The organism is Streptomyces sp. NPDC093510 (assembly GCF_040683555.1).
Lineage (GTDB): Bacteria > Actinomycetota > Actinomycetes > Streptomycetales > Streptomycetaceae > Streptomyces.
The window spans coordinates 179108-202810 of record NZ_JBFBEE010000011.1 but is presented as its reverse complement, the minus strand read 5'-3'; the positions used below and the strand labels follow the sequence as shown (position 1 = coordinate 202810).

The window sequence follows — 23703 nt, the reverse complement described above, 5'->3', positions numbered from 1 at the left end:
CTCCGGTGCGCCGCCCGTCGTACACGTCGTCTCTCAGAAGTGCATCATCGACATCAGTTCCGGGCTGCGCAGGCCGGTCGGCGTCTCCGGGAGGCGCCGGCCCTGCTGCATCCAGCCCGCGTGCTCCGCGGCGGCGACGGCGTCCGCCTCGGCCTCGTCCGCCGCGACGTTGAGCGTCTCGTCCGCGCCGAGTGCGTCCCGGCCCGCCGCGGTCGCGGCGGCCTGCGAGGCCTTGAGGGCGGCGCGGCAGGCGGTGGCGGCGGGCTCGCTGTCGCCGTCGTGCAGCCGGGCCATCTGGGCGGCCTGCGCGGCGGCGGCCGCGGCGTTGCGCGCGCAGCGGGAGTCCGCCGCGGGGTCGGGGGCGCTCTCGGAGAGCACGGCGAGGGCCTGGGCGGAGACGCGGGCCGCGTGGGCGGTCTTCCAGGAGGTGTTCTGCTCGGCGCCGTGCTGTTCGACGTAGTGGTGGATCGCGGCGGTGCGGAGGGCGGCGCTCTTGGCGCGTGCGGCGTGCCCGGTCCGCAGGGACGCGTGTCCGGTCCGCAGGGACGTGTGTCCAGCCTGTACGGGCGGTTCGGGGCCCGCGGCGAGGGGCGCGTCGGGCTCCGCTCCGGGGGAGACCTCTTCTTCGTGGGTGCGGTCGCTCATCGTCATCTCCTCGTCCGCGGGGTGGGCGGTGCCGGGTGACGGGCAGGGTGGCAGCTACGGCGGCAACAGGCCATACGCGTGCGGTACTTCGCCCGTGGACGGGCGGCTCGCGGTCAGACGAGGATGCCGAGGGCCGAGTCGAGTGACCACGTCTGCCAGCTCCAGGTGAAGAAGGCGACCAGTGAGGCCAGCGCCATCATGAGGTTCTGGCCCTGTTCGGCCCAGTCATGGATCATCAGGACCAGGTAGATCAGGTTGAGGACGAGTCCGCCGACGAGCGCGATCGGCGTGAGGAAGCCGAGGATCAGGCCGAGGCCGAGGGCCAGTTCGGCGTAGGCGACGACGTACGCCATCAGGCGGGGCCGGGGCTTCACCATGGTGTCGAACCCCTTGCGCACGACCGGCCACCGGTGTTTCTCGGCGATCCCCGCCGCCCAGCCGATCCCTCCGCCTCCAAACCACTCCTTCTTGTCCTTGTGGCGCCAGCTCTCCAGCCACCACAGGCCGATCCCGATCCGGAGTACGGCCACCCACTCGGCTCCGCCGAGCCAGATCGTCTGCATCGCGCGCCCTCCCGAGGCCGCCGCCATCAACTGACGGGGCGTCAGTTCAGCGGATCGGGTCGGAACGCGCAAGGGGCCCAGTTGCGGGCGGGCGCTTGCCGTCACCCATGGGAGGCCATAACCTCGGTTCGATGGAATCTGATGGAGCGTCAGATTTGGGTCGGGGAAACCGGCAGGCAGTAGGGGGCACAACAGTGGTCAGCAGCGAGGTCGGCACCAAGGAACTCCCCCGGGTCATCAGCGTGGACGACCACGTGATCGAGCCCGCGCACCTCTTCGAGAAGTGGCTCCCCGCCAAGTACCGCGACCGGGGCCCGAAGCCCTTCACGGCCGGCATCGGCGAGCTGGAGTACATCGGCGGCAAGTACAAATTCACGACGGACCCGGCGGGCCAGATCACCGACTGGTGGGAGTACGAGGGCAACATCTTCCCGTACAAGCGCATCATCGCGGCCGTCGGCTTCTCGCGCGACGAGATGACGCTGGACGGCATCACCCGCGAGCAGATGCGCAAGGGCTGCTGGGACCCGCAGGCCCGCCTCGCCGACATGGACCTCAACCACGTCGAGGCGTCCCTCTGCTTCCCGACCTTCCCCCGCTTCTGCGGGCAGACCTTCTCCGAGGCCAAGGACAAGGAGGTCGGCCTCGCCTGCGTCCGGGCGTACAACGACTGGATGGTCGAGGAGTGGTGCGGCGACAGCGGCGGCCGGCTGATCCCGCTCTGCCTGATCCCGCTCTGGGACGTGGACCTCGCCGTCGCCGAGATCAGGCGCAACGCCGCCCGCGGGGTGCGGGCCGTCACCTTCAGCGAGATCCCGACGTATCTGGGTCTGCCGTCGATCCACTCCGGATACTGGGACCCGTTCTTCGCGGCCTGCGAGGAGACCGGGACCGTCGTGAACATGCACATCGGCTCGTCGTCCCAGATGCCGGCCGCGTCCCCCGACGCGCCGCCCGCGGTGCAGGCGTCGCTCTCCTTCAACAACGCGATGGCGTCGATGATGGACTTCCTCTTCAGCGGCGTCCTGGTGAAGTTCCCGCGGCTGAAACTCGCGTACAGCGAAGGGCAGATGGGCTGGATTCCGTACGCCCTGGAGCGCGCCGACGACGTGTGGGAGGAGCACAGGGCCTGGGGCGGCGTGAAGGACCTGATCCCGGAGCCGCCCTCCACGTACTACTACCGGCAGATCTTCTGCTGCTTCTTCCGCGACAAGCACGGCATCGAGGCGATCGAGACGGTGGGCGTCGACAACGCCACCTTCGAGACCGACTACCCGCACGTCGACTCGACCTGGCCGCACACCAAGGAGGTCGCGGCCGATCACGTCGGCCACCTGCCGGCCGAGATCCAGTACAAACTGCTGCGCGGGAACGCGATCCGCATGCTGGACCTGCCGTTCGACCGGACCGGCAGGTAGGCGGCGACCGGGGGGCGGATACGGTTCATTCGACCGCGACGGAGAGGCGATCGGATGAGCACCCCCCACATGAGCGCGTCCCGCACGAGCACCCCCCTTTCGGAGACCCTCGTCACGCTCGGGCGCCGGTACGTGCGTGACGCGCCCGGCACCCTCGGCAAAGCGGCACTCGCGGCGAAGTTCCTGAACCCACACCTCCGCGAGAACCCTCGCCGACGGGTGGTCGAAGCCATGTTCGGGGCCAGATTCGCCGTCGACACCCAGGACCTCATCCAGCGGTACATCTACCTGTACGGGGCCTGGGAACCGCACATGATGCGCTGGCTCGCGACCCGGCTCGGGCCCGGGGACGTCTTCGTCGACGTCGGCGCCAACATCGGCTTCCTGAGCGTCTACGGCTCCCGGCTGGTGGGGCGTACGGGGCGGGTGGTGTCGATCGAGGCGTCCCCCGTCTTCCACGAGCGGGTGCTCCGGCACGCCGGGCTCAACAGGTGCGACAACATCCGCGCGGTCAACGCCGCGGTCTCGGACAGCCACAAGACGCTCACCTTCGTCCTCGCGAGCTCACGCAACATGGGCGCGAACAGCATCGTGCCCTGGGACGGGCCGGCGGAGTCCACCTTCGAGACGCAGGCGTGCCCGCTGCCCGAGCTCCTCGAGACCGACGAGATCGCACGGGCCCGGGTGATCAAGATCGATGTGGAGGGCGCGGAAGGCGGCGTCGTCCGCGGGCTCGCCCCGATGCTCGGCGAGCTCCGTCCCGACGCGGAGATCACCGTGGAGGTGACTCCGGAGCGCATGGAGCAACTCGGCGACTCCGTGGACGAGTTGCTGGACACGATGCGCGCCCATGGTTTCCACACGTACCGCCTGGCCAACGACTACGCGCCCGAGAGCTACCCGAGCGCCCTGCGCAGGCCCGAACCCCCCGTGCGGATGCGCGGACCGGTCACCGGTGAGAGCGACCTGATCTTCTCCCGGACCGACGCCGAGACGCTGGTCTGAACGGGAGCCCGAACGGAAGGGGTTGGACGGAAGGTTCTGGACGGACGGGGTTGACCTTGCCCCTGCGTCAGGGTTGGAACCTGATCGCATGACGAACGACAGCATCACGAACGACAACACCCCCTCGGTCCTGCCCGCGCCGCCGGTCGGGGGGTTCCAGGAGATCGACGGCCGCCGCCTCTACGTGCACCGGTCGGGCAGTGGCGGACCGGCCGTGGTGTTCCTGCCGGGCGCGAGCGCGGTCGGCCTCGACTACTTCGGCGTACAACAGGAGGTCTCGCAGTTCACCACGGCCGTCGTGTACGACCGTGGGGGCACGGGCTACAGCGACCCCCTGCCGCTGCCCCGCTCCGCCACCGCGGTCGCCACGGAACTCCACGAGCTGCTGCGCGCCCAGCACATCCCCGGCCCCTACGTCCTCGCGGCGCACTCCCTCGGCGGCTTCTACGCGCACCGGTTCGCGCAGCTGTATCCGGAGGACGTGGCCGGTCTCGTCTGGATGGACGCCCTCCACCGCGACTGGGACGACGTCATGCCGCCCGAGGCGAGGCTGGCCGCGGTCGAGCGGATGGGGCCCGACCGGGCGCAGTTGGAGCGGATGCGCCCGGCGATGAACGAGATGAGGGCCGAGTTGCTCGCGGAGTACCCGGAGCACGTGCGCGAGGCGCTGATCGACGCCAAGGGAAGTGACGCGTGGACCCGCGCGGGCCTCGCCGAGCGCACCGGGCTGGCCGCCGTCGCCACCGAACTGCGGGCCGGCCCCGGCGTTCCCGACGTCCCGGTGGTCGCCCTCACCGTGGTGGGCACCGACCCGGCTCAGAAGACTCTGACGACGGACAGGACGCTGCGGGAGATGCTCGACGGCAGGACGAAGCTGGACGCGGCCCTGGTGAGCGCCGTCTCGCACGGGGAACAGCGCGTCATCTCCGACACGGCCCACCACCGGCTCTGCTTCGACCGCCCCGACGCGGTGGTCCGGGCGATCCGGGACGTGCTGGCCCGCGCGGCAGGCTTCTAGACTCGACGCGACCATGTCGTACGACGACGAAGAGCTGAGGGGGACGGTGCTCACGATCGGACGGCTCGCCGCCACCGCGGGCGTGACCGTGCGCACCGTTCGCCACTACCACCACGTCGGCCTGCTGCCCGAGCCCGAGCGCGACGCCTCCGGCTACCGCCGCTACAGCGCGCAGGCGGCGGTGGACCTCATCCGGATCAGGACCCTCGCCGACGCCGGGGTGCCACTGGCCCGTATCGACGCGCTGCTGCACGCGCGGCCCGCCGAGTTCGCGGCGGCCGTCAGCGACATCGACGCCGAACTGCGGCGCAGGATCGACGAGCTCACGGAGTACCGCCGCCGGATCACCGAACTGGACAGCGGCGAAAGCCTCGTCCTGCCGCCCGAGGTGGTCGCCATCCTGAACCGGATGCGCGACCTCGGCGTCAGCGAGCGGAGAGTGCGGCTCGAACGCGACGCGTGGATTCTGATGCGGGCCCTGGACCCGCACGTCGTGCCGGAGCGGCTCCGGGACAAGAACGCCGCCCTCGACGACCCCGAGACGGTGCGCCTGTATCTCGCCTGCGACCGGTCCGTCGACTGGGACGTGCACGATCCGCGTCTGGACCGGCTCATCGACGACCTGGACGCCTGGGAGATCGCGCACGAACGGGATGGACAGGATGAACGGGGCGAACGGGGCGAACGGGGTGAACGGGGCGAACGGGGTGGCGCCCGGCCTGGGCACGTGCGGCTGGTCTCGTCCCGGATCTCCGAGGCGTCACCGGCCTGGCAGCGCATCGTCGAGACGCTCGACCACCGCGCCGAACAGCGCAGGGCCGCCGGACGCGACAGCTGAGAGGGCATGGCCGGGGGGGGAGGAGGGAAGGGGCGGGCGGCCGGCTGTTCAGCCGGCGGTGCCCGAAAAGCGCCACCCGTACGTGGCGAGCGCCCTGGCCCGCGCCTCCACCACCGCCATCCGCGCGGCCCGCTCACCCGTGTCGACATGGGCGCTCTGGCCGGTCGCCTGGCCCTCCCACTTCCGGTAGAAGAGGCCCACCTCGGACGAGAACCAGCCGCGGGCCACGGCGTTGAGCGCCAGCAGGAGCCCCGTGTCCTCGGAGGCTGGCAGCGCCATCCAGCCGCCCAAGGCGACGAGCAGGTCACGGCGGACGAAGAGCGTCGCGGGATGGACCGGCGCCCGGTAGTCGTGCTCCGCCCAGTGGTCGAGCACCGTGCCGCGCTCGACGGGCCCGTGCTCCGGATCGCCGGGGAACCCGGCCGTGGAGCCGTCGGGGAGCAGGTCGAGGGCCCGTGAGGTGGCCCACCCGATGGCCGGGTCCGCCTCGAGCGCCGCGAGGTCGCGGGCCAGCGCGCCGGGAGCGAGCCGGTCGTCGGCGTCCAGGACCTTCACGTACTCGCCGTCGGCGTGCGCGAGAGCCATGGTCCGCGCGACCCCCGGGCCGCCGGGCCGCCCCTGGCGGAACGTCACGCGCTCGTCGTCCGGGACATGCGGCGCGACCTGGTCGCCCCTGCCGTCCTCCTGGATGAGCCAGTGCCACTCCCACCCCGCCGGGAGCTCCTGCCGGCGGAGCGACTCGTAGGCGTCCGGCAGGAACGGGGCCGAGGGAGCGTGCACGGCGGTGACGATGATGACGCGCCGACGCACGCTGCGGCGGAAGTCGTCCGCGATCTCCTCGTATGCCTTGGGCGCCTGGCTCACCATGGGCCACACCCTACGACTCCTAAAGAGGAGCCACTGAGCGTCAAGAAGTTTCGGTACGAAACGATCTCGCGTTCTAAATCCTGAACGCCCGAACGGGCATCGCGTATGCCCGAATAGCGCCCGGTAATTGGATGCGCTGCGGAGGGTGATCCCCGAGGTCACGGGGGTGTCCGGACATGGAAGGGCCCGACCGCTGGCGACGGGGGATGCACCAGCGATCGGGCTCTGCGGACAACAGTAACAAGGCTTATTGCGCGGCGGGAGTCAACTCTGCGACCAAAGTATGGAGTTGTGATCGGGATCACGTCGGCTGATTCGTGCGGGACGGCGGGATTCACGCCAGGACAACGGGATTCGAGCCAGCGGAACGTTTAACAGGAGAGCGAACGGGTGCGCAAACGTGAGGAGTGGAGGGGAGAAACAGTCGGCCGTTACTCGTCGCACGGCGGGTCGTACGAGAGGCGGGGCAGATACTCATCCCATTTCTCCCGCGTCAGAACACCCCGCGTGGTCGCGCAAATACGGCGTACGGCGTCATCCGTGTCCAGGTCCCACAGCCGTACCGTGTCGGTGCCGCTCGACACCCCGATCATGTGGCTCTGCGGGCTGAACGTCAGGAAACTGCCCGTCTTGGCGTTGGGGCTCATCGACTGGCCGATGGGCGAGACCTCCGAGGGGTCGTCGACGTCCCAGAGCCGCACCGTGTTGTCGTTGCCGCCGGTCGCCAGGATCTGGCCGTCCGCGCTGAACGTCACCGACACGACCGCATCGGTGTGCCCGGTCAGCGGCGCGGCGAGCCGCGCGGGCCTGCGGGGGTCGCTGATGTCCCAGAGCCGGACCGTACCGTCGTCGCTGCCGCTGGCCAGGGTGCGGCCGTCCGGGCTGTGGACGATCTGGTTGACCGGGCCCTGATGCCCCTTGAGAGGCTTGCCGAGCGGAGTGGCGCGACGCGGGTCGGTCACCTCCCAGAGCCGGACGGTGCCGTCCGCGCTGCCGCTGACCAGCGTCCGGCCGTCGTTGCCGAACTCGAGGGAGTTGACGTACCCCTGATGGCCGGTGAGCGGCGGGCCGAGCCTGCGCGGGCGCGACGGCGAGCGGACGTCCCACAGCTGGATGGTGCGGTCGGTCTGGGGAGTCGCCAGCGTGCGCCCGTCGGGGCTGAAGGCGAGCGCCGCCGCGAACCGCGTGCGCAGCGCGATCGGCGGCCCGTGCGGGACGGGGCGCCCGGGATCGGCGACGTTCCACAGCCGCACCGCGTGGTTTCCCGTGAGCACCGCGAGGGTGCGGCCGTCGGGGGAGAAGACCGGCGAGCGGACGTTGCCCTCCCCGGGCCGGAACGGCTCGCCCAGCGCCACCGGCCGGTCCGGACGCCGCACGTTCCACAGCCGGACCTTCTCGTCCCGGCCGGCCGTCGCGAGCACCTTCCCGTCGGGACGGAACGCCCCGATACGTCCGAGCATGTCCGCCGTCGAGACCGACCAGAGCCGGACCTTGTTGTCGCCGGTCCCGGTGGCGAGCGTCCGCCCGTCCGGGCTGAACCCCAGCGCGTACATCTCCCCGCTGCTGCCCGCGAGAGGCTCGCCGACCTGCGAGGGATGCGCCGGATCGCGGACGTTCCACAGACTCGCCGTGCTGTCCGCGCTGGCCGCCGCGAGCATCGTGCCCGCCCGGTTGAAGGCCACGGACCACAGCGGACCGGTGTGGCCGGTGAGCGGCGTGCCGAGCGCCTTGCCGCGGCGGGGGTCCCTGACATCCCAGAGCCGGATGGTGCTGTCCGAGCCGCCGCTGGCGAGAGTGGAGCCGTCGGGGCTGAACGCCACGGAGTGCACCGTGCCGGCGTGCCCGCGCAGCACCTTGCCGATGGGCTCGGGGCGGCGCGGATCATCGGTGTCCCACAGCCTGATCACGCCGTTGTCGCCACCGGCCGCCAGCGTCCGCCCGTCGGGACCGAACGCCACGGAACGCACGGCGGCGGTGTGGCCGGTCAGCTTGGCGAGCGCCTTCGGCCGGGCCGGCTCGTCCACGTCCCACAGGCGTACGGCGTGATCCTCGTTGGCGGCGGCCAGGGTGCGCCCGTCCGGGCTGAAGGCGAGCAGGTAGATCGTGCCGCCGCGCCCGGGCACGGGCTGGCCGAGGAGCCGCGGGTGGCGGGGGTCCCGCACATCCCACAACCGGATCGTGCCGTCGTCCGAGGCGCTGGCGAGGGTCTTGCCGTCCGGGCTGAACACCGCGGTGCTCACCCAGCTCCTGTGCCCGGTGAGGGGCTTGCCCAGCGGTTTCGCGCGCGTCGGGTCCGAGACGTCCCACAGGCGGACCGTCCGGTCGTAGCTGGCGGTGGCCAGAAGCCGCCCGTTCGGGCTGAACGAGGTGAGGTACACGGCACCCTTGTGACCGAGGAGCGGTGTGGCGAGCGGCGCGTTCACGATCGAGATCAGCCGGTTCTGGATGCCCTCGTCGTCGGGCCGCAGGCGGTGCGCCACCAGATCCAGCTGCGCGGACAGGGACGAGTCCGCGCGCTGGGCCCGGTCGGCCTCCGCGACGACCTGCTCGAACACCGCGTCGTCCCGCTGCTGCCGCGCGTTCACCGCCGATACGACGGCCACGATCGCCAGAACGACCAGGACCGCCACCGCGCCGCGGCTGAGCCAGACCATGCGCCTGCGCAGCCTGCCCGAAGCCGCGAGGAACTCCACGGCGCCCCGCGTCAGATACGTGTCACCCGCGCTCTTCGCCCAGGCGCGTGCCTGCTCCAGCCGGGAACCCCGGTAGAGCAGCGACGAGTCGCGCCCCGACTCCTCCCACGCCTTGCCGTCCTCCTCCAGCCGCTGGCGCAGCAGGTGGTCGTTGCGGTCCTCGTCGATCCACTCGCGCAGCCGCGGCCAGGCGTGCAGCAGCGCCTCGTGCGTGATCTCCACGGTCTCCGCGTCGAGGGTCACGAGCCGGGCGCGGACCAGCGCCTCGAGCGACTCCTCCGTCTTGTCGGGGTCCGTCGACTCCTCCGCGAGCTGGCGGCGCGTCCCCCGTCTGCGGGTGGCCTGGGTGTCCTCGCCGAGCCGGACGAGCCGCATCAGGAGCAGCCGCGCGGCGGTGCGGGCCGCCGGGTCGAGGGCGGACCAGGCGCGCTCGGCGGTCGCCGCCACCGCGCCCTGGATGCCGCCCGCCGCGCGATATCCGGCCAGGGTCAGCCGCCCCGTCTTCCGCCGCTGCCAGGTGGCGAGCAGGGCGTGGGACAGGAGCGGCAGCACTCCCGCGTCGTGCGCCCCGCGCGGCCCGTCCGTGCACACTTCCCGGACGATGAGCTCCGCGAGGCCCGGTTCCAGTTCAAGACCCACGGCCTTGGCCGGTCCGGTCACCGCCTTGCGGAGCTCGGCGGTGGTCAGCGGGCCGAGCACCATGTGCCGGTGCTGGAGGGCGTCGGCCAGTTCGGGGTAGCCGAGGCACTCCTCGTAGAAGTCGGCGCGTATGCCGAGGACGACGAGCGCGGGCGCCCGGTCGTCGCCGTCGGCGGGGGAGCAGGCGGCGTGGAGCAGCTGGATGAAGGTACGCCGGTCCGTCTCGTCCGGGCAGAGGGTGAAGGTCTCCTCGAACTGGTCCGCGATGATGACGGGACGCGCGGCGACTGCTCGCGCATCGACCGGCCGGGCATCGACTGCCCGCGCATCGACCGGCCGGGTGGCCGGAGGCGTGCTCCCCGCCACGCCGCCCTCACGCCCGGACCCGGAACCGGACGCGGACCCGGACTCGGACGCCGTCCGCTCCGCCCACGCGACGACGGACTCCCGTACAACTCGGGCGAATTCGGGCGTACCGGGTTCGCCGACCGTACCGGGTTCGCTGGCCGCGCTGGCCGCGCCAGCCGCGCCGACCGCGCTAGCCGCACCGACCGTGCCGTCCTTCGGGACGGCGCGCGCGAGCTCCGGTATCTGCCGGATGAGCTCCCCGAGCGGATCGCTTCCCGGCATGAGCTGCAGGATCGGCCCGGTGGCCCGGCCGTCCCCATCGCACAGCGCACCGTTGCGCAGGGTGGGCACGAGCCCGGCGTGCAGAAGCGACGACTTCCCGGCGCCGGACGCGCCCACGAGCATGACGAGACCGCCCGCACCCTCCGCCGCGCGGAGCTGCGAGACGAGCGCCTCCGTACTCCGCTCCCGGCCGAAGAACCACTGGGCGTCCTGCTGACGGTACGAAGCGAGCCCCCGATACGGACAGACGCTCTGGACCTCCGGAGCCTCGCCGCCGCTCCCGTCCCCGTCCTCCGCCGACCCCGGGGCCCGCTCTCCGACCGGGTCGGCCACCGCGCGCTCCCACAAACGGTGCCACTGCGCCATGTCGTACAGACCGACGGAGACGGGCGCGGGCCGCTCCCGTCGCGCCTCGGGAATCAGCACGTGCAGCACCGCGGCGAGGGCGGCGAACTGGGCCGGCACGTTCTTGGCCCGCCGCCAGTCGCTGATCCGCTGCGCGGACACCCGTACGGGCCGCCCTCGCTCATCGACCCGCTGCAGCCGGACGACCGCTTCGGCCACACGCTTGAGGGGCGGGTTACCGGCTTCCTTGTACAGCAGCGCGAGACGTTCCGCGAAGCTCGTGCGTGCCCCTGAGTCGGAACTCAAGGCCTCCACCCCTTACTTCCGCCGCGCCTGAACATCCGGACCGGAAAACTCACTTTATACGGCTGACCTGCGGCGAAGGTGTCCGGACGAGGGGGCCACCTCCTCTGCGGGACCCGTAACTGGCAGGATCTCGTCGCAGTAGCGAACCCACCACGCAGCGTCCTGGCAGGTCACCGGTCCGGTGCTCGCCGAGGCGGCACACGCCACCGACGATTCTGAGCCCGGCTCGCGCCACAGTGACGACGGGCTCGTCGCGTGGCCCCAGAGTCCAGCGCAGCGAGCCATACCCGGATCTCGTCCACATCAAAGACTTTCCGGACATCCCCTGATCCGCGCCGAAACGGAGTTTCCTCCACTGATCGGCGCTGTACGCGTCGATCGGTGCCGGTCCCCACGAGGGGAGGGACCGGCACCGGTCCGACGCGGCCCTGCTCCGGAAGGGGCCACCGGAGGGGCACCGCCTCATCCGCTATGCGGGAGTCGGCACAGGACGATCGACCAGACAGTCGCGGGTTCCAGCCCGCCATGAGGCGGATCTCCTTCGACGTACACCGAGGAGCGGACCGCGGCCTCCCGGAAATGGCTGAACCCACCCATGGAGCGACCAGCCACTTCTTCAAGGACTCCTCCCCGAGCCTGTAGCGCTGCCCGGAACCGGTCGAAATGCACGTGCTCCGCGAACTCCCCGTACGACCGTGCGAGCGGAGGAGGAACCACCCCCGCGAGGCCGTGAGCCAGCCGATGGATCTGCAGCGAGGCCGACACGGATTCCCAGCGGCCGTCGCGCCTGGTGAAGGCGACTTCGACGAGCCCATAGTCGCGCCGCATGTGAGACTTCGTGACGTCGTCCAGAAAGTCGCCTCCGAGCCCCTCCTCCCAGACCTCCGGAGGGGCGCCGAGGGGGATGTCGAGCACCTCGTTCCGCAGGGCCGCGGTCACGTAGAAATCGATGTCCGGCATCAGTCGGCCTTCGGCTCGTTCGGCTTCTCCGCGATCTCCAGAGACGCGACAAGGGCCTGCCCCTCAGAGAGGATCAGGCCCTTGACCTGGTGTTTCAGCTGTCGGGGTGGCGGGATTTGAACCCACGACCTCTTCGTCCTGAATGAGGTTCGGTGGAGATGGCCATCAGCTTGGAGGTATTTTCCCTGGCCAGGGGGTTGTTACGAATAGATTTGGAATGGTTTTGCGGGGACTTGGGGAGCGAGTCGGCTCCCGAATGGCTCCCAGCAGCGACGAGCCTTGCCCAGGAGACGCTTGTCCCCATCCGGAGCCTGGAGCCCCACTGTTTCAGACACGCTTGGATACGGTGGGTTCCGGTTCGGGGATGCGCCAGACGATTCGGACCTGCTCGTCAAGGGGGAGCGAGGGGCCACCGACGTAGATGCGGTGGATGAGATACAGGACGGCCAGCCGGAATGCCTCTGGTTCGATGTCGTCCACACCGGCCACCTTCGCCCAGCTCAGCTTGTTCACCTGGCGGACGATGTGTGGCTCAGTTTCGAGAGGGCCTAGCTCGGCGACAATCTCTGGTTCGAGTTCGCCGTCCTCTCGCATGGCCAGGATCGAGCGCGCTATCAGGTCGGGCTCGGCTTCAATCCGGTCGAGAATGCGGGCGAGGACGTAATCGTGGATCACGTCCGCCTCGATCTTGCCATGCTCCTCGGACTCCTCGCCTGTGCAGCTCGGACACCCCTTGCATTCCATAGGTTCGAAGAGGTCGCCCTCAGGCCCTTCGTCGGCTTGCCGAGTGGAGATGAAGCACGAGGCTGCCCACATGATCTCGGATCGGCTCAGCTCCAGATCTTCGGCGGACCACAGGTCAGGGTCGGCGGGTCCGCTGCCTTGTTTGCCCTCCGGCACTGGAAGCTCGGAGCGCATCAGGGACTCCAGGCTGACCCAAATGGGCTCCCAGCCCTGGGTGCTGAGCAGCAGAGTCGCCACAGCGTCCCCTGGGCTTTTCCAGAAGATGAGGTCCTCGTCGTCGCCATTGACGAAGTGCAGAACGTGGTCCGCCGGGTCGAATTCGACTCCGGACATCTCGCCCAGGTGGGTGAGGACAGCTTGTCGGCCTCGATAACGTCCGACGTAGCGGCGGGCATGAGCGACGAAGGACTCCATGGTGGTGCCGTCCAGTACCGCGTTGGGGCTGACGCCGATGAATCGTGGCGGATTGAGTGGACCGAACCGGCGGAGCTGGTGGGTGGCATTCGCCCAGTGCAGTCTCGTGGTGTCCGGGTCGTACACCACGCAGTAGACAGGGATGTTCCCGTTCGCCCAGGTGTCGCCGTGCCGGTCGATGGGCACCGCGTAGCCGTTGCCTCGGCGCCAGCTGTCCCCACCCTTGACCTGGACTTTGATCGTGTCGCTCGTGACCTCCCCGTTGTCGGTGAAGGTGACATAGAAGTCCTCGCCGAAGTCGTTCTGCCCGGATATCTCTTGAACGATGTGATCGTGCTCTTCGAGTAGGGCGCGCAGCGCATTCACGGCAGCTTGTCCTACGCGCCGTCCTTTTGAGATCTTTGGCATGCCACATTCTCCGGAGGTTCCTCGCTTGCCCCAGGCGGGCCCAGGACGGTGTCTTCCTAGGTCACCATGCCTCACGCCTCTGACATCGTGCCTTGAAGGGACGGGGGCTCGGAGCCAATGGCGATGAGGGCTTGGCACAGCCGACACAACGAAGGCTCAGGTCGTTGACCGTGGGGCCTTTCATCCATGAGCGGTGGCACGAAGTGAGCCCGCGCTAGGGGCTTGGGAGTTTGGCAACCGGCCGCTGTGCTTGCCGGGCGCATCCTTTCGTAGGAACACTTGTGTATCAGCGGTGACCAAGACGCCCAGCTCGTTGCGACCTGGCTGTTTACCCGGTGGTCTCCAACTGGTACCCGAAGAAGGCTCCACAGGAGGCGCGGCCCATCCCGATCCTGGGCGAGCGGTGGCTCGGCGTCCCGGCCCAAAGACGCAATGCCAGCGAACGGGCTGACGCCTGCCGGCCTCTGATCGCCAAGGGCGTCACGACTCACGGCTTGCGCCACACCCACCGGACGATGATGGAGGACCTCGGCACCGAGAAGGCCCTCATGGACGAACGCGTGGGCCACATCGACGGCTCGGTCTCTGCACGCTATGCGCACGTCACTCCAGGCATGCGCAGGCGCCTTACGGTCGGCCTTACCGAACGGTGGGAGGCGGCGCTCGATGCGCGTCGGGTCATGTGCTCGACCTCGCCAGTGCGTGTTCTCGATCGCCTGCTGAGGTCGAGGGGGATAGAGCGGCTAGCAAGTCGCGAGAGGCGGGACTGTCGTTGGGACAGTCCCGCCTCGTCGTTTTGAGCTGCTAGTCGTCTGCTCCCAGCGATGGGTCAGGTCCGAAGCCGGTGACCTTCATGCGGGCGAGCCCGCCGGGTGGGCTGGTCAGCATGCCGCTCACTCGGACGGGGATTCCGGCATCGTGGCAGTGCACGGCCGTGTGATAGTCGCTGTCAGCGAGGTCCATCCATACCGTGCGGCTGCGGCGTTGAATGAGCGTTTGGACCCCGACGCGCCCGGTGTCGTCATCGGGGTGGCGACTGAGGTCTGTGACCACGCCGTAGATCAAGTGCTCCCGCGTGTAGACCTTGGTCTTGAGTTGTTCGGACACCAGGTCGACGATCTCGATCGCATCGCGGTTGAACTCAACGCGCGCTGGCGTACCTGGCGGTGGTGCAGCTACGCGGGACCAGTTGAATGCCACGTCGAGCGCACTGACGGACTCGGTGTTCACGACTTTGGCGAGGGCCTGACACAGTTCGTAGGAGACCCCCTCGCCGATGGAGTCATTGATCTCGCTGGGCGTGGGTTCGTGGTCAGCGCCTGCCATGTCTTCAAGTACGCCTAGTGCGCGAGACATCGTGGCAGTCACCCGGCGGTCGAAAAGAGTCTCCTCGACCTGGACGTCGATGTGATCCTGACGGGGTGAGTAGACGTCCTCGGGGGAGCGTGCCTGGCTGATGATGGGCACGATGTAGGAGCCGCGACGAGTCTGGCCCAGGCGAACCTCTCGCGCCTGATCACGTGCCCGAGTCGGGAAGTTCCGGAAGTGCCCTTGGCGCCGGATCGTTGCCGCGGCTGAGGCCACCCGAAGTCGTTTGGCGGAGACGAAGAGTTCGTACCCGGACTCCAGCGGGATCGATCCGTCGCTCATTGATGGGTGGGAGGCCCGGAGGTCAGTGACGTCGTTGTAGACCGTGGCGATGGCGTCGTGGACTGTCTGGACGTCTTCGAACTCGACCCTTGCCAGGTCCTGGGTGAGTATCCGAGCCCTCTTGGCGAAGTCTGGTGCGCCGGGCTTCATCGGGACCAGGACGACTTCGTCCGCCGGCCCTGGAAGGCTCCATAGTTCGGCTACGTCCCCGCCCGATACCGGGGCCCATCCGGTGACCTTGAGGTAGCTGCGAATCTCTTCGGGGCCAAAGTCTGGGGGGATGTCCGCCATGTCAGCTCAACCCCAGACCAGCGCTGTTGGTCATGCGACGCGCAGCATCGAACATGGTCCCCATGGCCTTCACGGTGAGCTCCTGGTGCTCAGGAAGGTGGATTGCGGTGGTGGAGCCACCAGGGGCGTGTCCCATCCCGTAGAGAGAGGACCAGTAGCCGTGGCAAGCAAGCACTATCGAATCCGGCTGGTGGACGACCCAGCGGCCGATGTCGGGCGGAACTATGAGCAGTGCAAGGTGACCAGGCGCTGAGCGCTCTGGGTCACGTAACTTGTCGTAGGTCTCAACGTCCAGGTTGAAGCTGTAGCCGCTTCTGATAGTGCGCGGGCTCTGTGTGCACTTGAGCTGGATATCGACCATGAGGCCGCGGGAACGGAGTGTGACGTCGACCCCGTCCTTGTCCACGTTCCAGTCGCAGATGGTGTACCCGCCTTGCGTTGCTAAGGCATGCACGTAAGCGCGACTGACTTGCTCCTTCTGCCAGCTCGTTGCCTCAGCAGCCATGCTCGCCCCCCCGGTAGCGTGATCGCGAGGATAAGTGGGATCTGCAAGTGAGGGAATACCGCGTACGCGGGCCATCTTCCGGCGCCCCTGTCGCGGGCACCATGGTTTACCGATTGGCGAACGCACAGGTTCAGCGGCGTGAGGGCTGATGTGCGCTGGGTGCGATATGCAGGACCGTCTGGGAGACCCCGACCAAGATCTTCTCCCAGATTTCTCCCAAACGATCTCCGGGAACGAGTCAGGGGCCCGACCCGCGATGCGGATCAGGCCCCTGACCTGGTACTTCACTGTCGGGGTGGCGGGATTTGAACCCACGACCTCTTCGTCCCGAACGAAGCGCGCTGCCAAGCTGCGCTACACCCCGATGTCGTTGGCCCACTGCCTGTGGTGCAGGTCGTGGCGACATCGATTACTTTAGCGGACCGGCGGCCGGAGACGAAATCCGGTTTCCCGGCCCGGGGGCCGGGGCCCCCGGGGGAGGCCGGGGAAGCCGTGTCAGGTCCGCGGCGCCAGTGTCAGCAGCGTCGCCTCCGGAGGGCACGCGAACCGCATCGGCGTGTAGCGGTTCGCCCCGCACCCCGCCGACACGTGGAGGAACGACGTCCGCCCCTCCGACTCGTGCCTGGAGAGACCCTTCACGCGGTCCGTGTCCAGGTCGCAGTTGGTGACCAGGGCCCCGTAGAAGGGGATGCAGACCTGTCCGCCGTGGGTGTGGCCGGCGAGGATCAGCGGGTAGCCGTCCGCGGTGAAGGCGTCCAGGGAGCGCAGGTACGGGGCGTGCACGATGCCCATGGAGAAGTCGGCGCCGGCATCCGGACCACCCGCCACGTGCGCGTACCGGTCGCGCTTGATGTGCGGGTCGTCCAGGCCCGTCATCGCGATCTCGTAGCCGTCGATCTTGAGGGAGCCCCGCGTGTTCGTGAGGTTGACCCAGCCCGCGGCGTCGAAACCGTCGCGCAGGCCCTCCCACGGGTTGTGGATGACGCCGACCGCGGGCGGGTTCCCGTTCAGACCGTGCTTGCCCTGGACCTTCTCGAGGAGGTAGCGGGCGGGGTTGCGCGGCTTCGGACCGTAGTAGTCGTTCGAGCCGAAGACGTACGCCCCGGGGAACTCCATCAGCGGGCCGAGCGCGTCCAGCGTCTCCGGGACGCCCTCCGGGTCGGACAGGTTGTCGCCCGTGTTGATCACGAAGTCGGGGCGCAGTCCGGCCAGCGAGCGCAGCCACCGCTGCTTCTTGTGCTGTCCGGACACCATGTGGATGTCGGAGACCTGGAGGACCCGCAAGGGACGCATCCCCGACGGCAGTACGGGCACCGTGACCCGCCTCAGCCGGAAGGAACGGGCCTCGAAGCCCACCGAGTAGGCGAGGCCGGCCGCGGCCGTCGCCGTGATGCCCAGGGGTACTGCGTATCGCGCGCGCATCACCCCATCGTCTCAGACCCCGGACCTCCGGAATCCGGAGGGCGTTGGGGTGCGGCCCGCGGCAACCGGCCCGCACCCCAAGGAAATCGATGGGCGGAGAATCATCCGCACCTGCCACAATCAACCCATGACCACGCTCAAGTCGAAGCTGCAGGATGACCTCACCGCCGCGATCCGGGGGCGCGACGAGCTGCGCTCCTCGACGCTCCGGCTGACCCTCACCGCCATCACGAAGGAGGAGGTCGCGGGCAAGGAAGCGCGCGAGCTCTCCGACGACGAGGTGCAGAAGGTGATCGCCCGCGAGGCGAAGAAGCGCCGTGAGGCCGCTGAGGCCTTCGCCGACGGCGGCCGCGCCGAGCAGGCCGCGAAGGAGAAGGCGGAGGGCGAGATCCTCGCCGAGTACCTGCCGAAGCAGCTCTCCGACGACGAGCTCCGGGAGATTGTCGCCCAGGCCGTCGAGGAGGCCAGGGCCGCGGGCGCCGAGGGGCCGCGCGCCATGGGCCAGGTCATGAAGATCGTGAACCCGAAGGTCGCGGGTCTGGCCGAGGGCGGCCGGGTCGCCGCCGTGGTCAAGAAGCTCCTCGCGGGCTGAGAGCACGCCGCCGACCGGCACCCGTACGCAGATGAGGGCGCCCCCTGAAGCAGGGGGCGCCCTCATCCACGTGCAGGAGGGGCCGTCGGGTCTCCACGTGCAGGAGGGGCCGTCGGGTCTCCACGTGCAGGAGGGATCGTCGGGCCTCCACGTACAGGAGGGATCGTCGGGCCTCCACGTACAGGAAGGGCCGTCGGGCCGGGACTACCGCGGCCAGCCGCCGCCGATCCCGCCGCCGATGCCGTTCCCGCCGTCCCCGTTGCCACCGTTCCCGTTGCCGCCGAGGACGTCCGGCGGGATCGAGATGTCGGGCCAGGGGTCACCGCCCCCGCCACCCCCGCCGTTGCCGCCACCACCGTGACCGCCGCCGACGGCGCCGCCCCCGTCTCCGTTGCCACCGCCGTCACCCGGCTTGCCGTCGTCGTGGCCGCCGCCGTGGTCCCGGTCCTTGTCCTTGTCCCCGCCGGGGATGTGGACGGTGTTGAAGTTCGGCGCCGGCTTGCCCGCGAGGGCGCCGCTCATCGCGTCGCGCCAGATCGGGCCCGGCACCTCGCCACCGTAGACCTTGTCGTACGGGACGCCGCCGATGGTGATGTTGGTCATCGGCCGCTTGTGCATCGGGTCGCCGACCCAGACCGCGCCCGACATGTTCGGGGTGTAGCCCACGAACCAGGCGGCGTAGCGGTAGTCGGTCGTACCCGTCTTGCCCGCGCTCTGGCGGGAGCCGAGACCGGCCTTCTTGCCCGTACCGTCCTCGACCACGCCCTGGAGCAGTGTGTTCATGGTGTCGGCGGTCTTCTCCGACATGGCGCGCGAGCAGGTCGATTTCGGCACCGGCAGCGACTTGCCACCGAGCGTCGTGATCGACTCGATGGCGATCGGCGTGCAGTACGTGCCGCGCGAGGCGAACGTCGCGTACGCGCCCGCCATCGTCAGCGGTGACATCTCCTGGGTGCCGAGGGCGATCGACGGGGCCTGGATCATCTCCTTGCCGTCGGCGCGCTCGACGCCCATCTTGTCGGCCATCTTCGTCACAGGACAGATGCCGATGTCGCCGATGAGCTGCACGTAGTAGGTGTTGACCGACTTCGCGGTCGCTTCCTTCATGCCGTACGGACCGACCTCGGACTCGTTCTCGTTGGTCAGCTTGTCGCCGCCCGAGTTCACCCACTGCTTGCCGTCACAGGCGGACACCCGCTCCGGATACGGCATCTCGTACGGAGACGAGTAGCTCTGCCCCGCCGACTTGCCGCCCTCCAGGGCCGCCGCCGCGACGATCGGCTTGAACGTCGAACCGGGCTGATAGCCCGCACCGCCGCCCATGGAGTCGTCCACGGAGAGGTTGATCGTGGTCTCGTCCTTCTTGAAGCCGTAGGGACGGGACTGGCCCATGCCGAGGATCTTGCCCGTGCCCGGCTCGACGATGGTGGCGGCGGTCGCCACCTCGTCGGTCTTGTTCACGTGATCCTTTATCGAGGCCTGCACCGAGTCCTGGGCCTGCGGATCCAGGGTCGTGCGGACCTTCAGGCCGCCGCGGTTCCAGACCTTGGCCCGCTCCTCCTTCGTCTTGCCGAAGACCGGGTCGTTGAGGAACACCTCACGCACGTAGTCACAGAAGAAGCCGGCGCCGCTGACCGAGGTGATGCAGCCGTTCTTGGGCCGGCTCACCTTCAGGCCGAGGTCGGTCTTCTTGGCCGCGTCGGCGTCCGCCTGCGAGATGTCGTGCGTGTCGGCCATCCGCTGCAGCACCACGTTGCGCCGCTTGGTGGCCTCGGCCGCGTCGTTGACGGGGTCGTACCTGCTGGGCGACTGCACGATGCCGGCGAGGAGCGCGGCCTCCTGGACCTTCAGGTCCTTGGCGTGCTTGGAGAAGTACCGCTGGGACGCGGCCTCGATGCCGTACGCCTGCTGACCGAAGTACGTGATGTTCAGGTAGTTCTTGAGGATGCGCTTCTTGCCCAGCTTGTCCTCGACCTGAATCGCGTACTTCAGCTCGCGGATCTTGCGGCCGAGCGTCTGCTGCGTGGCCTCGGCGACCTTCGTCGGGTCGTCGCCGGCCTCCTCCACGAAGACGTTCTTCACGTACTGCTGCGTGAGCGTGGACGCGCCCTGCGAGACACCGCCGCTCTGCGCGTTCTGGTTGAGCGCGCGCAGGATGCCCTTGAGGTCGACCGCCCCGTGTTCGTAGAAGCGGGCGTCCTCGATCGCGACGATCGCCTTCTGCATGTACGGCGAGATGTCCTTGAGCGGGACGACCGTGCGGTCACGTGAGTAGACCGTGGCGATCGAACCGCCCTTGTTGTCCAGGATCGTGGTGCGCTGACTGAGCGGCGGTTGCTTCAGGTTGGCGGGGATCTCGTCGAACCCCTCGACCGAGCCCTTGGCCGCGAGGCCGAGCGCCCCGGCCGCGGGCAGGGCGATCCCGGCCAGCACCGCACCCGCCAGGACGCTGACTCCTAGGAACTTCGCGGCCTGCTGAGTAGGTGACAGACCACCGCCCGAGCGCTTCTTTCCCATGAGGGCAGCCTACGTTCTGATTCGCCGGACAGGCCTTAATGCCTTGGCCTAAGCTGCTCACAACTGTCACAGCAGTGCGGTTCGGCAACAAGCCCTGCATCGCTCCCGGATCCGACGGATTTCATGTCCGAATTCGCCTTATGTGGCGCTCGGCGTCCGTTGTGACTCAACTGAACTGTCCCGGAATGCCGGGTTCCTCACGGATGTCGTCGGCTCACTCCGTCGGGTGATCTGCCGCTTACGCATAGTCCGTTCGGGCCATCCAAGATTGGGCCCGAAGGGGGTGTTGCGCTGTGCCCACCTTCCGTAACGTCCTCAACTGGCGGCGGTGCATATGCCGCTGCCGCCGTGGGGGAGCCTCGATTCGGGAGAGGACGGCGCCGGTATGGGCTGGGTAACCGACTGGAGTGCGCAGGCGGCCTGCCGCACTACCGATCCGGATGAACTGTTCGTTCAAGGAGCAGCGCAGAACAGGGCCAAGGCGGTGTGCACCGGATGTCCGGTGCGGACCGAGTGCCTGGCCGACGCGCTGGACAATCGCGTCGAGTTCGGCGTGTGGGGTGGCATGACGGAGCGAGAGCGCCGCGCCTTGCTGCGCAGGCGTCCCACCGTCACCTCATGGCGCAGGCTCCTGGAGACAGCGCGTTCCGAGTACGAGCGCGGCGCGGGCCTGCTGCCCGTGGACTTGGAGGACGAGGAGACGTACGAGAGCTACGCGGCGGTGGGGTAGGCCGTCGGGGCGATGCGAGCCGGGCGAGCCGGTGATTCCAGGCGAGCCGGGCAAGGTCGCGGACGGGGCGAGGAGCCCCGTGTCAGGGCATCCGGGCCGATGAACCCCACGTTCCGTCAGCCTGCCAGCCGGTCCCCTACGGCCCGGAGCCCAGCAAGGTCATGCACATCCCCGGGCAGCGCGGCCACTTCGGCCACCGCCACCTCGGGGTGACGCGCGGTGAAGCGATCGCGCGTGCGCTGCTCGCGGGAGAGCAGCTGCATGCGCTCCGCGTGCAGCCGCAGCAGGCCGGCGGTCAGCTGCTCGACGGATGGTTCGGAAGCCTCGGACGGTTCGGAGGCCTCGGATAGTTCGGGAACCTCGGACGGTTCGGGAACCTCGGACGTCTCGCGAGCCTCGGGCGCCGGGGGAGTCTCGGACGCCGGTTGAGCCTCGGGATTCTCTGAAGTCGCGTCATTCTCGGGGGAGTTACGAAGACCTACCTTCCCGTCCCCCTGATCCACAATGCCGCTCTCCTCAAGATTTTCCGCGGCGGCAAGCGCCCGCTCGGCGGACAGCTGGGCGGCGCCGCTGCCGTGCACACGGTTCAGCACGAGACCCGCCAGCGGCATGTCGTCCGCGGCCAGGCGCTCCACGAAGTACGCGGCCTCCCGCAGCGCGTCCCGCTCCGGCGAAGCCACCACCAGGAACGCCGTGCCGGGCGCCTGCAACAGCCGGTACGTCGCGTCGGCCCGCTTGCGGAAGCCGCCGAACATGCTGTCCATCGCCGTGACGAACATCTGCACGTCACGCAGCAGCTGCCCGCCGAGCAGCTTGCCGAGGGCGCCCGTCATCATCGACATGCCGACATTCAGGAACTTCATCCCGGCCCGGCCGCCCACCTTCGCCGGCGCCATCAGAAGCCGGATCAGCTTCCCGTCCAGGAAGGAACCGAGCCGCTTCGGAGCGTCGAGGAAATCCAGCGCCGAACGCGAGGGCGGCGTGTCCACGACGATCAGATCCCACTCGTCCCTGGACCGCAGCTGCCCCAGCTTCTCCATCGCCATGTACTCCTGCGTGCCCGCGAAGCCCGCCGAAAGCGACTGGTAGAAGGGGTTGTCGAGGATCGCCTTGGCGCGCTCCCTGTCCGTGTGCGCCTCGACGATCTCGTCGAAGGTGCGCTTCATGTCGAGCATCATCGCGTGCAGCTCGCCGCTGCCGTCGACGGTCTTGACCTGCCGCGGAACGTTGTCGAGCGAGTCGATGCCCATGGACTGGGCGAGCCTGCGCGCCGGGTCGATGGTGAGCACCACGACCTTGCGGCCCCGCTCCGCCGCGCGCAGCCCGATGGCGGCCGCCGTGGTCGTCTTGCCGACGCCTCCGGAGCCGCAGCACACCACGATGCGGGTCTTCGGGTCGTCGATCAGAGCGTCCACGTCCAGCGCGCGCCCGGGGGCCAGCGTCCGCTCCGCTTTCTGGCCGGTCGTCATGCGATCCCCTGCTTCCGCAGTGCCGAGGCGAGTTCGTAGAGACCCGCGAGGTCCATCCCGCCCGGGAGCAGCGGGAGTTCGTGCAGCGGCTGGCCGAACTCGGTCAGCTGGGCGCGCTGGTCGCGCTCCAGGGCGTACCGCTCCGCGTACTCGGCGGCCTGCTCGAGGAGCGGGTCGACCAGCCGCTCGGCGCCGCCGCCGCGCCGCGCCCCGCCGAGCCCGGCGGCGGACAGCGACTTGGCGATGGCCGCGCGCGGCGTCCGGTCGAGGCCGAGCTCCAGCGAGTCGCCGCCCAGCAGGACGGGGCGCACCATGTTGACGACGACCCGCCCCACGGGCAGCTGCGCGGCCCGCAGCTCGGCGATCCCGTCGGCGGTCTCCTGGACCGGCATCTCTTCGAGCAGGGTCACCAGGTGCACGGCCGTCTCGGCGGACTTCAGGACCCGCATCACGGCCTGCGCCTGATTGTGTATCGGCCCGATCTTCGCGAGCCCGGCGACCTCGTCGTTCACGTTGAGGAAGCGCGTGATGCGCCCGGTCGGCGGGGCGTCCATCACGACGCAGTCGTACGCGTACCGCCCGCTCTTGTCCTTGCGGCGCACCGCCTCGCAGGCCTTGCCGGTCAGCAGCACGTCCCTGAGGCCGGGCGCGATGGTGGTGGCGAAGTCGATGGCCCCGAGCTTCTTCAGGGCCCGTCCCGCGCCCCCCAGCTTGTAGAACATCTGGAGGTAGTCGAGCAGCGCCAGCTCGGGGTCGATGGCGAGGGCATACACCTCCCCGCCCCCGGGAGCGACGGCGATCTTCCGCTCCTCATAGGGCAGCGCTTCGGTTTCGAAGAGCTGCGCGATGCCCTGCCTGCCCTCGACCTCCACGAGGAGGGTGCGTTTGCCCTCCGTCGCGAGGGCGAGCGCGAGGGCCGCGGCCACCGTGGTCTTGCCGGTACCGCCCTTGCCACTGACGACCTGGAGCCTGCTCACCCTTCCGAGCCTAACCAGTCGCCGCCCGGACCATGCAGGAGCCCACCCTGAGCAGCC

At 69.3% G+C, this 23703-nt stretch carries 18 protein-coding genes, 1 tRNA gene and 1 pseudogene; 7 read left to right on the top strand and 13 right to left on the bottom strand.

Annotated elements, in window-relative coordinates; genetic code table 11:
* Positions 1 to 33: 33 nt before the first annotated feature.
* Positions 34 to 645: a hypothetical protein gene (locus AB0N81_RS19550; protein ID WP_365359838.1), complete on the bottom strand. Its 612-nt coding sequence runs from the start codon at positions 643 to 645 to the stop codon at positions 34 to 36.
* Between the two features lie 113 nt (positions 646 to 758).
* Positions 759 to 1208: a DoxX family membrane protein gene (locus AB0N81_RS19545; protein ID WP_365359836.1), complete on the bottom strand. Its 450-nt coding sequence runs from the start codon at positions 1206 to 1208 to the stop codon at positions 759 to 761.
* 194 nt (positions 1209 to 1402) lie between these two features.
* Here AB0N81_RS19545 and AB0N81_RS19540 point away from each other — a divergent pair, with 194 nt between their 5' ends.
* The 4 genes from AB0N81_RS19540 (at position 1403) to AB0N81_RS19525 (ending at position 5487) form a co-directional block, all read left to right on the top strand.
* A complete protein-coding gene (locus AB0N81_RS19540) occupies positions 1403 to 2626 on the top strand; it encodes an amidohydrolase family protein (RefSeq protein WP_365359834.1) in 1224 nt (407 codons plus the stop codon).
* 54 nt (positions 2627 to 2680) lie between these two features.
* Positions 2681 to 3631, top strand: coding sequence for an FkbM family methyltransferase (locus AB0N81_RS19535; RefSeq protein ID WP_365359832.1), 951 nt, complete (start codon positions 2681 to 2683; stop codon positions 3629 to 3631).
* Positions 3632 to 3719: 88 nt separating this feature from the next.
* The gene (locus AB0N81_RS19530; RefSeq protein ID WP_365359830.1) at positions 3720 to 4649 is read left to right on the top strand and encodes an alpha/beta hydrolase; all 930 of its coding nucleotides are present in this window, start codon (positions 3720 to 3722) and stop codon (positions 4647 to 4649) included.
* A 13-nt stretch (positions 4650 to 4662) separates the two neighbouring features.
* Positions 4663 to 5487, top strand: a complete 825-nt coding sequence (locus tag AB0N81_RS19525) for a MerR family transcriptional regulator (RefSeq protein ID WP_365359828.1) — start codon at positions 4663 to 4665, stop codon at positions 5485 to 5487.
* A 48-nt stretch (positions 5488 to 5535) separates the two neighbouring features.
* On the opposite strand, the gene AB0N81_RS19520 is transcribed toward AB0N81_RS19525, so the two are convergent.
* From AB0N81_RS19520 to AB0N81_RS19505, 4 genes are all read right to left on the bottom strand, one after another.
* The gene (locus AB0N81_RS19520) at positions 5536 to 6354 is read right to left on the bottom strand and encodes a glycosyltransferase family 2 protein (protein ID WP_365359826.1); all 819 of its coding nucleotides are present in this window, start codon (positions 6352 to 6354) and stop codon (positions 5536 to 5538) included.
* A gap of 431 nt (positions 6355 to 6785) precedes the next feature.
* On the bottom strand, positions 6786 to 10976 hold the full coding sequence (locus tag AB0N81_RS19515; protein ID WP_365359824.1) for a WD40 repeat domain-containing protein: 4191 nt from the start codon (positions 10974 to 10976) through the stop codon (positions 6786 to 6788).
* A 453-nt stretch (positions 10977 to 11429) separates the two neighbouring features.
* A complete protein-coding gene (locus tag AB0N81_RS19510; protein WP_365359822.1) occupies positions 11430 to 11927 on the bottom strand; it encodes a hypothetical protein in 498 nt (165 codons plus the stop codon).
* A 327-nt stretch (positions 11928 to 12254) separates the two neighbouring features.
* Positions 12255 to 13451, bottom strand: a complete 1197-nt coding sequence (locus AB0N81_RS19505) for a DUF4365 domain-containing protein (RefSeq protein ID WP_365359820.1) — start codon at positions 13449 to 13451, stop codon at positions 12255 to 12257.
* 374 nt (positions 13452 to 13825) lie between these two features.
* On the opposite strand from AB0N81_RS19505, the pseudogene AB0N81_RS19500 reads away from it, so the two are divergent.
* A pseudogene (locus AB0N81_RS19500) lies at positions 13826 to 14293 on the top strand (LacI family transcriptional regulator); the annotation flags it as partial.
* Between the two features lie 4 nt (positions 14294 to 14297).
* Here AB0N81_RS19500 and AB0N81_RS19495 read toward each other — a convergent pair.
* From AB0N81_RS19495 to AB0N81_RS19480, 4 genes are all read right to left on the bottom strand, one after another.
* Positions 14298 to 15434: a hypothetical protein gene (locus tag AB0N81_RS19495; RefSeq protein ID WP_365359818.1), complete on the bottom strand. Its 1137-nt coding sequence runs from the start codon at positions 15432 to 15434 to the stop codon at positions 14298 to 14300.
* 1 nt (position 15435) lies between these two features.
* The gene (locus tag AB0N81_RS19490) at positions 15436 to 15939 is read right to left on the bottom strand and encodes a DUF4365 domain-containing protein (RefSeq protein ID WP_365359816.1); all 504 of its coding nucleotides are present in this window, start codon (positions 15937 to 15939) and stop codon (positions 15436 to 15438) included.
* A 290-nt stretch (positions 15940 to 16229) separates the two neighbouring features.
* Positions 16230 to 16303 (bottom strand) — tRNA-Pro (locus AB0N81_RS19485).
* A 131-nt stretch (positions 16304 to 16434) separates the two neighbouring features.
* Positions 16435 to 17361, bottom strand: a complete 927-nt coding sequence (locus AB0N81_RS19480; RefSeq protein WP_365359814.1) for a metallophosphoesterase — start codon at positions 17359 to 17361, stop codon at positions 16435 to 16437.
* Between the two features lie 127 nt (positions 17362 to 17488).
* On the opposite strand from AB0N81_RS19480, the gene AB0N81_RS19475 reads away from it, so the two are divergent.
* The gene (locus AB0N81_RS19475) at positions 17489 to 17953 is read left to right on the top strand and encodes a GatB/YqeY domain-containing protein (RefSeq protein ID WP_365359812.1); all 465 of its coding nucleotides are present in this window, start codon (positions 17489 to 17491) and stop codon (positions 17951 to 17953) included.
* Positions 17954 to 18157: 204 nt separating this feature from the next.
* On the opposite strand, the gene AB0N81_RS19470 is transcribed toward AB0N81_RS19475, so the two are convergent.
* Positions 18158 to 20470, bottom strand: a complete 2313-nt coding sequence (locus AB0N81_RS19470; RefSeq protein ID WP_365359810.1) for a transglycosylase domain-containing protein — start codon at positions 20468 to 20470, stop codon at positions 18158 to 18160.
* Between the two features lie 385 nt (positions 20471 to 20855).
* On the opposite strand from AB0N81_RS19470, the gene AB0N81_RS19465 reads away from it, so the two are divergent.
* Positions 20856 to 21200, top strand: coding sequence for a WhiB family transcriptional regulator (locus AB0N81_RS19465; protein ID WP_030782081.1), 345 nt, complete (start codon positions 20856 to 20858; stop codon positions 21198 to 21200).
* A gap of 116 nt (positions 21201 to 21316) precedes the next feature.
* On the opposite strand, the gene AB0N81_RS19460 is transcribed toward AB0N81_RS19465, so the two are convergent.
* Entirely contained in the window at positions 21317 to 22669 is a 1353-nt protein-coding gene (locus tag AB0N81_RS19460; protein WP_365359808.1) for an ArsA family ATPase, read from the bottom strand.
* Positions 22666 to 23646 (bottom strand): ArsA-related P-loop ATPase, encoded by a 981-nt coding sequence (locus AB0N81_RS19455; RefSeq protein WP_365359806.1) that lies wholly within the window; start codon positions 23644 to 23646, stop codon positions 22666 to 22668. Before AB0N81_RS19455 ends, AB0N81_RS19460 begins: the two co-directional genes overlap by 4 nt.
* Between the last annotated feature and the right edge of the window lie 57 nt (positions 23647 to 23703).